11 protein-coding genes are annotated in these 12,425 nt (G+C 55.8%); all 11 read left to right on the top strand.

The window, feature by feature from the left end; translation table 11 throughout:
- Positions 1–6 precede the first annotated feature (6 nt).
- Complete coding sequence (gene tmcC, locus HFN16_RS00550) at positions 7–666, top strand: TmcC family electron transfer complex membrane anchor subunit (protein WP_168888843.1); 660 nt, start codon at positions 7–9, stop codon at positions 664–666.
- Between the two features lie 32 nt (positions 667–698).
- A complete protein-coding gene (gene tmcB, locus HFN16_RS00545; RefSeq protein WP_168888842.1) occupies positions 699–2,018 on the top strand; it encodes an electron transfer complex ferredoxin TmcB in 1,320 nt (439 codons plus the stop codon).
- Positions 2,019–2,028: 10 nt separating this feature from the next.
- Entirely contained in the window at positions 2,029–2,430 is a 402-nt protein-coding gene (gene tmcA, locus HFN16_RS00540; protein WP_168888841.1) for an acidic tetraheme cytochrome c3 TmcA, read from the top strand.
- Between the two features lie 14 nt (positions 2,431–2,444).
- On the top strand, positions 2,445–2,981 hold the full coding sequence (locus HFN16_RS00535; protein WP_168892208.1) for a hypothetical protein: 537 nt from the start codon (positions 2,445–2,447) through the stop codon (positions 2,979–2,981).
- A gap of 4 nt (positions 2,982–2,985) precedes the next feature.
- Positions 2,986–3,900, top strand: coding sequence for a universal stress protein (locus tag HFN16_RS00530; protein WP_168888840.1), 915 nt, complete (start codon positions 2,986–2,988; stop codon positions 3,898–3,900).
- A 12-nt stretch (positions 3,901–3,912) separates the two neighbouring features.
- Entirely contained in the window at positions 3,913–4,317 is a 405-nt protein-coding gene (locus HFN16_RS00525; protein ID WP_247648390.1) for a response regulator, read from the top strand.
- Between the two features lie 123 nt (positions 4,318–4,440).
- On the top strand, positions 4,441–4,797 hold the full coding sequence (gene divK, locus HFN16_RS00520) for a DVU0259 family response regulator domain-containing protein (protein ID WP_168888839.1): 357 nt from the start codon (positions 4,441–4,443) through the stop codon (positions 4,795–4,797).
- 627 nt (positions 4,798–5,424) lie between these two features.
- Entirely contained in the window at positions 5,425–7,125 is a 1,701-nt protein-coding gene (locus HFN16_RS00515) for a DEAD/DEAH box helicase (protein WP_168888838.1), read from the top strand.
- Positions 7,126–7,130: 5 nt separating this feature from the next.
- Positions 7,131–7,919, top strand: coding sequence for a hypothetical protein (locus tag HFN16_RS00510; RefSeq protein ID WP_168888837.1), 789 nt, complete (start codon positions 7,131–7,133; stop codon positions 7,917–7,919).
- 32 nt (positions 7,920–7,951) lie between these two features.
- Positions 7,952–9,838, top strand: coding sequence for a YgiQ family radical SAM protein (locus HFN16_RS00505; RefSeq protein ID WP_168888836.1), 1,887 nt, complete (start codon positions 7,952–7,954; stop codon positions 9,836–9,838).
- Between the two features lie 152 nt (positions 9,839–9,990).
- Positions 9,991–12,405 (top strand): methyl-accepting chemotaxis protein, encoded by a 2,415-nt coding sequence (locus HFN16_RS00500; protein WP_168888835.1) that lies wholly within the window; start codon positions 9,991–9,993, stop codon positions 12,403–12,405.
- Positions 12,406–12,425 lie beyond the last annotated feature (20 nt).

The following is a 12,425-nucleotide window of genomic DNA, read 5'->3' as shown; positions in this document are numbered from 1 at the left end:
GACGCTATGATCGAATTGTATAATCTCGTCAGCGGTCCTTTGGCCTGGGTTGCCTGGGGTATCTTCATCATCGGTTCCATCTACCGACTGGTGACCATGTATTCTCTGGCAAAGGCCAAGGACGGTTCCTCCCTCGCGTACATGAGCCTGCCTTTTGGCCTGCGCTCCATCTTCAACTGGATGATCCCGTTTAACACTCAGGGCTGGAAGTCTGATCCGCTCATGACCGTGGCCACCTTTGCCTTCCACATCGGCTTCCTGCTGGTCGCCGTGTTCCTGGGCGCACATGTGGTTCTCTGGGATACCGCCTTCGGCATCGAAATCCCGAGCCTGCCCACGCAGGTCGGCGACATCATCAGCTTCATCGTCATCGCTGGCTGTCTGGTTTTCGCCTACCGCCGTCTGGCTCTGCCCCACGTCAAGGGCGTTACCAAGACCAAGGACTGGTTCGCACTCATCCTCGTGGCTGCTCCGTTCATCACTGGCGTACTGGCCTACCACCAGGTTGGTCCGGTGCTCCTGATGACGATCCTGCACATCCTTGCAGGCGAAATCCTGCTCGCGCTGATCCCGTTCACGCGCCTGAGCCATGCTTTGTTCGTCCTCTTCACCAGGGCGTACATGGGTTCCGAGTTCGGTGGCGTTCGCAACGCCAGGGACTGGTAGGCCACAACATTCACTAACGCGAGGTACGAACAATGAGTCGCATAGCTGACAGAATAGTATCAGATCCCGGGCTCGAGAACGGAGTCGCCGGCCTGACTACGGAGAAGATCCAATCCGTTGTCACCCGGATGCTCAAGGGCGAAACCGGGGCAAAACTCAAGGCATATCAGGAGACGTGCATGCGTTGTGGCCTGTGCTCACAGGCATGTCACTTCTACCTGTCTCACGACAACGATCCGAGCTACTCCCCGGTCAACAAGGCCACGGAGACCATGTATGAGCTCATGGACAAGAAGGGCAAGGTGGAGCCCCAGCGCATCTACGAGATGGCGCAGATGGCCTTCACCGAGTGCAACCTGTGCAAGCGTTGCGCCCACTACTGCCCCATCGGCGTGGACACCGGTTACATCATGTCCATGGTCCGTCGCATCTGCTACCTGCTGGACGTTGTTCCGCAGTACATCCGCGACACCTCCCACTCTCATGCTTCCACCATGAATCAGATGTGGGTCAAGGACGACGAGTGGATCGACTCCCTGCAGTGGCAGGAAGACGAAGCCCGCGACGAGTTCCCGGGCCTGCGCATCCCGCTCGATAAGGAAGGCGCGGACGTCTACTACTCGGTTATCGCACCCGAGCCCAAGTTCCGCACCCAGCTCATCTATCAGGCTGCCGCCATCATGCACCATGCGGGAGTGGACTACACCATGCCGTCACACGCTGGTTGGGATAACTCCGACATGTGCATGTTCATCGGTGACTATGAGAACATGGGGCGCCTGAAGCGGGCACACTTTGAATCTGCTCAGAAGCTGCGCGTCAAGCGCATCGTCATGGGCGAGTGTGGTCACGCATTCCGCTCCGTCTACGACATGGGTAACCGCTGGCTTGGCTACAAGGACTGGCCCGTTCCCGTCATCCACGCTGTGGAATTCTACTGGGAGCTCATCCAGCAAGGTAAGCTCAAGATCACCCACAAGTTTGAAAAGCCGGTCACCATTCAGGATCCGTGCAACATCATCCGAGGCAAGGGCCTCATGGATAAGCTGCGCGATGTCGTCCACTTCCTCTGTGAAGAGGTGATCGAAATGACCCCCAACCGCGAGCACAACTACTGTTGCTGCGCCGGTGGCGGCATCATCAACTGCGGTCCGCCGTTCAAGGCCACCCGCATGGAAGGCAACCGAGTAAAGGCCGAACAGCTGGCAGCTACCGGCGTCAAGGATATCATTATTCCTTGCCACAACTGCCACGGCGGTCTGGAAGACATCATCGGTCACTATGATCTTGGAATGCACGGTAAATTCATCGGCGACATTATTTATGAGCTGATGGAAAAGCCGGAAATGTAAGGAGCTTGTGATGAAGAAGAAACAGAAGATTCAGCTCCTGGCCTTCATGGCGATGATTGCCGCCCTGATGGTTGTCTACATGGCACCCGTCGCCTTTTCCCAGGATGACATGACACAGGTACCGGTTGATGCCTTCGGCAAACTGGAGCGACCGCAGGTCGCATTCGAGCACGATGCTCACAATGAAAAAGCCGAACTCGAAGATTGCGTGGTCTGCCACCACAGCAAAACTGACGACGGCAAACGCGACATGGAGAACTCCAGCGAAGGCGAGACCTGTGAATCCTGCCACGCTGTGAAACGCTCCGACGGCGGCACCCCGCTGATGCGCGCTTACCACCGTCAGTGCATCGATTGCCACAAGAAGTCCCTCAAGGGACCCGTGGCCTGCGGCGAATGCCATAAGAAGTAACCAAGGGGAAGATGATGAACACCACGCTGCTCGCACGAAACGGAATGCTGCTCAATGATTTGGAGCAGGAAGTGGCTCGTCCGCTGTCCGTGCTCGCGGGCAGGATTCGACTGGGCGAAGGATATTCACTGCGGTCATTCTACGAAATGATGCAGCGCTATCCCCAGTTCCAGGAGATCAGTGTGTTCATCCCACCCTTCATGGAAGAATGTGCAGGATGTCCTGATTCAGGTTGCGAAAATGAGGGTTTGACGCACCTGGAACTGGTCAAGCGGGTAGAGATGGTTGGATTTCCGGGCGAGCCCCGTTTCAATTTTCTCTGCTCCTTGACTGGTTGGCACAACGATTCTGAGCAGGAGCTCAGAAGCTTCCAACTTCACCAGATGCTCGATACGCCCATCCGGTTGGGCATGTTGAAGCACTCTGTGTTTGGCGACACCGTGAACATGATGGAGTTCGATACGGATTACAGTCTGTTCGAGTTCATTGAGGGGATTTCCTGGCAACTCGGTTTCCAGCGTTATCCTGAACATTGCAGCATAAAAGGATAGGATTATGTTTGACAATATCTTGTTTGCGACCAGTGGTTCTCCGGTATGTGACAGCCCGGCCAAGATCGCTTTTGACCTTGCCGAGCGCGAAGATGCGGAACTGTTACTCTTCCACGTTCTCGGCGTCCCGTCCCGCGGGTTCAGCGTCGAGGTTACCGATGTCCGCACCGGTGATCGTGAAGATCTGGGCGAGGATTATGAAGCCTGGGTCCGTGAAGAGCTCAGCAACACCTACGACAATCAGCTCAAGCTGTACGGCGAAAAGACCCGTATCATGACCACGGTCGGTGTACCGTCCACCGAGATTCTCCGCCTTGCCCGCAAGGAAAGCACGGATATGATCGTCATGGGCGCCAACACCCGTCCTGAAGAGGGTGGCGGACGTTACCGCGCCATCATGGGCAACACCATGATGACCGTAGCCAAGCGTGCCCGCTGTCCGGTCCTGATCGTCAATCGTCCGTGCAACACCTGTTGGAACCTTTTCTCCAGCATCGTGTACTGCACCGACTTCTCCAAGGCCGCAGATTACGCCTTCACCTTTGCGTTGAAGGTCGCCAAGGACATCGGATGTCCTCTGCATATCTTCCATTCCGTGAATATCAATGCGCTGGGCGGCAAGCCTACGCAGGAAGAGATCGAGCAGGAAATCGCCGCAGCCAAGAAGAAGATCGAAGAAAAGTACCTTTCCCAGGTTGGCGACTTCAACATGGTCGAAGTGGACGTGCGTGAAGGCGCTCCCCACGTCGAGATTCTGAAGTACGCTCGCGAGAAGGAAGGCGATCTCATCGTTATGGCGCACCACTCCAAGGACGTGCCCGCTGAAGAAGCTGAGATCGGTACCACTCTGGAAGAGGTTGTATTGCGCTCCGCCTGTCCGGTGGCCAGTGTCAATCATCCCGACTGGATTGTCGACTAACCAAGCAGCGGTATGCCCATGACTGAAGCCACCAAGAAAGTCCTGGTAGTGGACGACGAGATGAACATGCGGCTCTTTCTCAAGACGCTGCTCGAGACCAGCGGTTACGAGCCTCACCTGGCTCGTAACGCCCGCGAGGGACTCGAGCTCGCCTGGGAACTGAAGCCGGACCTGATCGTACTCGACGTCATGATGCCGGGAGAGGGTGGGCTGGTTATGTATCAGGGGCTGCAGGAAGATGAGGAACTGAAGAAGGTGCCGGTCATCATGCTCTCCGCAGTGGGGGCCGACACCTTCAGCCATGCCCTGAAAATTATGGGTGTGGGACATGCCTCGTATCCGGACCCCTTTGCATACGTCCAGAAGCCGCCCGTTCCGGACGAGATCAAGAAGATCATCGACCATGCGTTGGCGTGAATCGAAGTGACGGTGGAACTACCATTTGAACTGTAATTGTGTTAATGAACTGTGGGGTTTTCCCAACCGGCGTCGGGCAGGGGCCCGTTAGCCAACAATAGAGTAGACCGAGGGGGTCGATACATGTCTCGCAAAATTCTCATCATCGACGACGATCCGTACATCGTCAAATATCTCGTTGATATCCTTCAGGACGACGGGTTCGAAACCTGCACCGCATCCAATGTGGAGGAGGCCATCGGTCTGCTCAAGCAGGAAAAGCCCGATCTCGTCACCCTGGATCTTGAAATGCCCAATGAGTGGGGCCCGCGCTTCTATCGCAAGATGGTGCAGGACCCCGAATACAAGGACACTCCCGTCATCGTGGTCAGCGGCCTTTCCGGCATTCATCTGGCCATCAAGAACGCTGTGGCGTCCTTCAAAAAGCCCTTCAATCCCAAGGAACTCCTCGAAGCAATTCGCAACACCCTGGAGTCCTAGGGAACAGTCAAATCGGTCATTGGTGGCGTGCCCCCGTCGCCAATGACCACGTTGGGTAGTTCTCTTCCTTTCTACTGCCCAGCATTCCTTAAGAAGGCCTGGCCTTCATTCCGTGATCGCCCCTCAAAAGAAAGCGGAATGGAGTCCTGGCCTTTTGGGTTGTGCAGGCTCCTCGGTTTGCGATAGCGGCATATCTGTGGCGTTGCCGGGCGCAATTGAATGCTCGACGTAGCGCTGCTACGCCTGTGCTTCAATTGTGCCCGTCGCCTTGCAGCTATACCACTCTCGCAAACCTCACGATGGTAGTTTGGGTGGCGTCTTGGAGCGTAATACGATCTGGCTGTTCTTATTGACTAACTTTCGCCGAAGGCGACAATGGGATTCCAAAGGGTATAGCCCTTTGGCCGCCGGAGGCGAAATCACCCGTCAATCCCGCCGAAGGCGGTTTCCCCATCTGATTTGCCATATTTTCAAGGGCCTAAATTCTCGCCTATCCCTCTACTATTGTACAAAGTCGAACAAGTGGTATACTGTGCGCGCGTCTTAATTACGAATTTCATGTCCCGGCCCCTTTTTTTATTCTAGTCGACTGGCTGGGACTCACATCATAGATCACAGGTTTTTATCATGGAAAACGACAACAATCCTGAATCCGTGAACGAGGAAGCGGTCAACGATTCCTTATTCCCGGATATGACCTTCGAGGCACTGCCCGAAGAGTTGAAAAATGCGTGCGGACGTGCTGGCTGGGACAAACTCATGCCCGTGCAGCAGAAGGCGATTCCCTATCTGCTCAATGACCGCGACGTCATGGTTCAGGCCCGCACAGGCTCCGGCAAGACCGGGGCATTCGTGCTGCCGCTGCTTGACAAACTCGATCCCGAGTCCCGCGACTGTCAGGCACTGGTCATGGTCCCCACCCGCGAACTGGCCCAGCAGGTAGCGCAGGAAGCGCGCATGCTGGCTGGTGACGCCGGTATCAATGTAGTGGCCGTATACGGTGGCGTTGGCTACCAGCAGCAGTTAGACGCCTTCCGCGAGGGTGCGCAACTGGTTGTTGGTACCCCCGGCCGTATTCTTGACCATCTGGTTCGCCGCAGTTTGAATCTTGGTTCTTTGAAGGTACTCCTCTTTGACGAGGCTGACCGCATGCTTTCCGTTGGCTTCTACCCCGATATGGTAGAAGTGAAACGCTACCTGCCCCGTAAGATTAATGGGGCATACATGTTCTCCGCAACTTTTCCCCAGTCCGTGCTGCGACTGGCAAAAGAGTTCATGTACGAGCCGGAATTTCTGAGCCTCTCCAGTGACGAGACCAATGTTACCTCTATCGCGCATCAATTTGTCGAGGTCGAGGCCATGGGTAAGGAGCGCAAGCTCATCAAGCTCATTGAGCTGGAGAATCCTTCTTCTGCCGTCATTTTTTCCAACACCAAGCGCAATGTGGAATTCATCGCCGCGCTGCTCTCCCAGTTCGGCTTTGATGCCGAGGGTCTGACTTCTGACTTGACGCAGAACAAGCGTGAGAAGCTCATGGCCCGCATCAAGGAAGGCAAACTGCGCTTCCTGGTAGCCACTGATGTTGCTGCGCGCGGTATTGATATTCCCGAGCTGTCTCACGTCTTCATGATGGAGCCACCGGAAGATCCTGAATCCTATGTGCACCGTGCTGGCCGTACAGGCCGCGCTGGCGCATCCGGTGTCGCCATTACGCTGGTGGACGTCATCCAGAAGATGGAGCTGGAGCGTATCGCTTCCCGCTTCAAGATCAAGTTCGAGGAAATCAAGAACCCCACCGATGAAGACGTTGCCGCCATCATCGATGAGCGCCTGACCGCGCTGCTGGAAAAGCAGTTCCGCAAGCTCAAGCCGCTGGAGCGTGAACGTGCTTCCCGCTTCCTGCCGCTGGTGAAAAAGTTTGCTGAAGACGATGAATCCATGGGCCTCCTCGCCATGCTGTTGGATGAAATTTACCAGAACACCCTGCATGGCAAGCCGGTCGAACCGGTGGTGAAGCAGGAACAGCCCGCACAACCCAAGCAGGGTAAGCCCAAGCAGAAGCGTTCTCGTGGCCGCAAGCCCGGCAATGGTGAGGGGCAGGGACGTCGTTCCGGCAACGGTGGTGGTCCCAAAAAGGAACAGCCCAAGCGGGAATCCAAACCTGAAGCTCGTTCCGAGAAGCCCAAACGCGAAAAGCGTGACGAGCCCCGTCAGGAGCGCAAGGAATCTGCTCCCCGTCAGGAGAAGCCTTCGCAGGCCGCATCCGAAGAGGGCGATAGCAAATCCCGTCCGCGTCGTCGTAGACGTCGTCGTCCACGCCGCCGCTAGCAGGCATGCCAGAAAACAATCTCATAATGGGACTGGCCGCAGGTTACCACTACGGTGATGTGCGGCCTTTTCTCGCGTCTTTGGATCAGTGCGGCTATCAGGGTGACTGCGTTATGTTCGTGACTCGCACCACGCGTGATATTGACCGCATGGAAGCCCACGGCATCAAGGTGATACCGGGCGTTCGGCCAGACAATATGAAACATGTGTCCCAGAACGCTTATCGTTACTTCCGCTATGCAGATTTTCTGCGCGAAGCCGACCATACCTATGACCGCATTCTGATTGCCGATGTGCGTGACGTGGTGTTCCAGCGTCATCCCTTTGAATTCGATTGGCTCCCCGGTCTCAACTGTGCGTTGGAAGACAAGAGCCGGACAATCGGCCGTTGTCCGTACAACCGCCGCTGGGTGGAGATGCATCAGGGCGAAGAGGTCTTGCAGTCGTTGTTCGACAAGCAGGTATCCTGCTCCGGCACCACGGTTGGCGATCACGAATCCATGGTGCAGTATCTGGACACCATGCTCTCCCGTCTGTGGCCGTTTGAACAGCGGGAAAACATGGCCGGATACGATCAGGGCGTACACAACACCATCGTCCACAACAACGAGGTGCCCGGTGTCCGTTTCGTGGATAACTCCGGCCCTATCATGACTCTCGGCATGACCGAGAGTGATCCTGAGTTGGATGATGAAGGGTACGTGCTCAACGAAAGCGGAGAGCGCGCGCACATTGTTCACCAGTATGACCGCAAGCCGGAGCTCTTCAAGATGATCCGGCAGCGGTACGCATAGACTCCCCAACTTTTTTAGGTCATCATCCCATCATGAACGACACTCGTCCGCATATTGAACAGCCTGCCGTGCTGCCCATGTCCCGTAAGGAGATGGATAAGCTCGGTTGGGACGCCATCGACATCCTGCTCGTCACTGGTGACGGGTACGTGGATCACCCTTCTTTCGGCGCAGCCCTGTTGGGCCGCTGGCTGGTGCACCACGGTTTTCGCGTGGGCATCTGCGCACAGCCGCGCTGGGATCGTCCCGACGATGTGACGCGCATGGGTCGTCCGACCTTGTTCGCGGGTGTTACCGCCGGGTCGCTGGATTCCATGCTGGCCCATTACACGGCATTTCGTAAGAAGCGGAGTGACGATGCCTATACGCCGGGTGGTATGGCGGGGAGCCGTCCCAATCGAGCCTGCATCGCATACACCAATGTGGTGCAGCGGGCCTTTCCCGGTCTGCCTGTGATGCTGGGTGGCATCGAGGCGTCCCTACGACGGATTTCCCATTATGATTTCTGGTCCGACTCCATCCGTCGATCCGTGCTGCTGGACTCCAAGGCCATGGCCATTACGTACGGTATGGCCGAGAATTCCATCGTGGCGTTGGCCAATGCCATCCGCGATGCCGAGGATCGCTCCATCAAGGCGCTTCGCCCCACACTGGTGTCCATCCCCGGTGTGGTGGTGGCGGGAGCGCGCAAGGATATTCCCGAAGATGCTGATGTGATTGAGTTCCCTTCCCACGAGGAAGTGGTGGCTGATCCGCAGGCACTGATCAAGGCCACGCTGCTCATGGAGCAGCAGGTACATCAGAATAAACAGGTGGCCGTGCAGGAGTGCGGCGGCAGGGCGGTCATTCTGACTCCCCCTGGCGAGCCGTTGGATTCAGACGGTCTGGACGAATTGGCAGCTTTGCCGTTCTCCCGGTTGCCGCATCCGTCCTACAAGGAGCGCATTCCTGCTGCGGATATGATCAAGACCTCCATCAATGCTCACCGCGGTTGTGCCGGAGGCTGCTCCTTCTGCACGCTGGCTCTGCATCAGGGGCGGCGGATTCGCTCTCGCAGCAAGGAATCTATCCTGCAGGAAGCGGAGCGTATTACCGAGGTAAAAGGCTGGACCGGGTCCATCAGTGATGTGGGCGGCCCCAGTGCCAATATGTGGGGTGCTCATTGTGCTTCAGATCAATCAAAGTGTAAACGTTCCAGTTGTTTAACGCCTGCCATTTGTAAACACTACAAGGTTGCGCAAAAAGACTTCGTTAACCTGCTTCGAAGCATTACGGACCTTCAATCCGTAAAGCATGTGCGCGTGGCTTCTGGCTGGCGAATCGATCTGGCGTTGCAGGATATGTCGTCCTTGTCCTGCCTCATCCGTGAGTTTGTGGGCGGTCAGGCCAAGGTGGCCCCTGAGCATCAGGTGGACCATGTCCTGAAACTGATGCGCAAACCCAAGTTCAATGCGTTTGAGAAGTTTCTCGATTTGTTCGGCAGGGAGTCGCAAAAGGCTGGCAAGAAGCAGTTCGTGATTCCTTATCTTATGAGTGCCTTCCCCGGTTGTACCGATGATGACATGCGTGAACTGGGCGACTGGCTTCGCTCGCAGGGATGGAAACCGGAGCAGGTGCAGTGCTTCATCCCATTGCCCGGTACGGCTGCAGCAGCCATGTTCCACGCCGAGACCGATCTGGAAGGTAATTCCATCTATGTTGCCAAGTCCGATGCAGACCGCCTTCGTCAGCATGGCATCCTGATGCCCACTCGTGGTCGTCCGCCCAAGGTCAAGAAGGGAGGCGGCTCGCAGAAGCATAAGTCTGATTCTCGGAAGCCACATGAAAAGGGTCGAAAAGGTGGGCCCTCTCAAGGGGGGAAAGGTCGAAAGCAGGCAAACTCCAAAAGAGGCAAGCATCCCCGCTCTCGTGGTAAATAGCCATACGCCTGTGTTATTATCGACAATAACCTTGGTGGGTTAATCCAAGTATAAGTTGCAGTATTGTAACATTGAATTGTTACAATTGTCGTGAACTCGTGTCTAAAGTGTCGCGTCTCATTTAGCTACACTTTAACACTTGGGTTGCCCACATGTTGAAATTCGGATTTCAAAGCAAGCTGACTATCGCCTCCCTGCTGATCGTCCTCCTGACCATCGCCTGCATGTCTGGCGTCAACTTCTATAATTCTCGCAGTGAATACCTCGACAACGGTGTGGCTGCTTTGGAAGACGTCTCTTCCACATTGGCCGAAACCGTGGCCATGCAGGATCGGCTCGCCCGTCGCAAGATCGGTTCGGATCTGAATATCTTCAGCCGCGTCATGGGCATCAGCGGCCTCCCCATGTTCGAGATGCTCTATGATGTGGACATGACCATCAAGAATCAGGTCTCTGGCGCATCGGAAGACGTCACCATTCCCGCCTTCAAGCTCGGCTCGAAATATTTGCACGAAAGTTCCAAGCTGGTGGACTCCATGGCTGAAACGGCCGAAGTGCTGTCCTCTGTCCTCCAACTCAATAATGAACGTCTTGTTCGTGTATCCACCACCATCAAAAATGGTGCAGATGAGCCTTTGCAGGGAGTATTTATCCCAGCTGACCATCCTGCCTACGCCGCCATTCATGCAGGAGAGCGGTTCGAGGGTATCGCCAATCTGGAGGGCGGCTGGTACGTAGTCGCCTATCAGGCCATTCGTGACTTCGACGAGAACGTCATGGGCGCACTGGAAGTGGCTCGGCCGGTAATTTCTACTGATTTCTCCAAGTTCATTCAGGAGGTAAATGTAGGAGGCAAGGGCTATTCCTATGTTGTTAAGGCTAATGGTGAATTTCCGGTGGCCCCGAAAGACGCTGCCGCCGCAGATGCTCTCAGGGCACTCATTGCGCAGGATAATGACCTGAAATCGATGGGAGGCACCGTCAATCTGGCTGTCGGTGATGATGAGGTCTGGTCCCGAGTGGTCTACTTCGAGCCGTGGGATGCTTATCTCGTGACAAGCGTGAACAGTTCGGAGCTGTTGGCCGGAGTTGATCGTCGCATCCTCATGGGCGCATTGACCTCCAGCGTGCTGCCACTGGTACTTGCCCTTATCATTATCTGGTTTGTCAGCCGTCAGTTGGTGGCCCCCATGAACAAGCTGGCGAGCACAGCCGATACCGTGAGCCAGGGTAATTTTGAATGTGATTTTTCCTACGGTGTCAATGACGCCATCGGCCGCACCATGGCCTCGGTTCAGGACATGGTTCGTGAAATGAAGAAACAGCTCGGTTTCAGCCGGGGTGTGCTGGACGGCGTCACCATCCCTTGTGCGGTGGTTGATCTGGACAACTGCATTACCCATTTCAACAGTGCTGCTGCCAAAATGCTCGGTAAGCGCAAAGAGTTTATCAATTACTATGGCCTGACGCTCAATGAGGTCATCTATCATGACCCCAAGCGCAAGACGCTGACGCAGGTCGCCATGAAGAAGCGCGAGCAGGTGGAATGGGAGATTGAGCTGACTCGCGATATCGACAATAAGACCGTCATCCTGCATGTGGTGTCCACGCCGATTTATGATCTGGATAATGAACTCATCGGTGCCATCACTATTTGGGTGGATCTCACTGAGGAGCGCAGACAGAAGGAAGCGGTCGAGGCCAAGAATGTGCTTATCGAGCAGGCCGCCCGCGATGCCAACGACATCGCCCGTGCCGTAACCGATTCCGCCATGGGATTGGCTGATCAGATCAAAAGTGCCAGCGACGGTGCCATGGAACAGCGCAACCGTTCCATGGAGGCTTCGTCTGCCGTGGATGCCATGGCGAACACGGTTGCTGAAGTGGCCAACAGCGCTTCGACCACTGCTCGCATGTCCGAAGAGACCAGCGAGTTGGCCCGCTCCGGTGCGGAGATTGTGGATCGTTCGGTGGTCATGATTCGGGACGTTCACGAACAGTCCGAAGGGCTACGCAAGCAGATGGACGAATTGGGTGAGCACGCAAAGGGTATCGGCGCCATCATGGGCGTGATTACCGATATCGCAGACCAGACAAACCTGCTGGCCCTGAATGCCGCCATCGAAGCAGCCCGCGCTGGTGAGGCTGGACGCGGCTTTGCCGTTGTTGCCGACGAGGTGCGCAAGTTGGCAGAGAAAACCATGGACGCCACCCATGAGGTCGGTGACTATATTCGATCCATTCAGCAGTCCGCAGCCAGTAATATTGAAAGCAATGACAAGGCCAACAAAGCGTTGGATGAATGCCGCGAGATGATTGAGCAGTCGGGTGATTCCCTCCATTCCATCGTGGCCAAGGCAGACGAGGCTGCCTCTCAGGTACAGGATATTGCCGCCGCAGCCGAAGAACAGTCCGCAGCCAGTGAGCGCATCAGTGAAGCCACGGATTCGGTCAACCGGATTGCGGGCGAGACTGCAGATGCCATGCAGGAGGCCGAAGCGGCCATCCATGATCTGAATAATCTTGCTCAGGGATTGCGTGAAGCTATAGATAAGATGCAGGCCTAGAACGAGGCTTGTAAATCTCT

The sequence above is a fragment of the Pseudodesulfovibrio sp. zrk46 genome (assembly GCF_012516435.1).
Classification (GTDB): Bacteria; Desulfobacterota; Desulfovibrionia; order Desulfovibrionales; family Desulfovibrionaceae; genus Pseudodesulfovibrio.
Note: the sequence above shows the minus strand (reverse complement) of the source record. Positions and strands in the feature narration are given on the sequence as shown.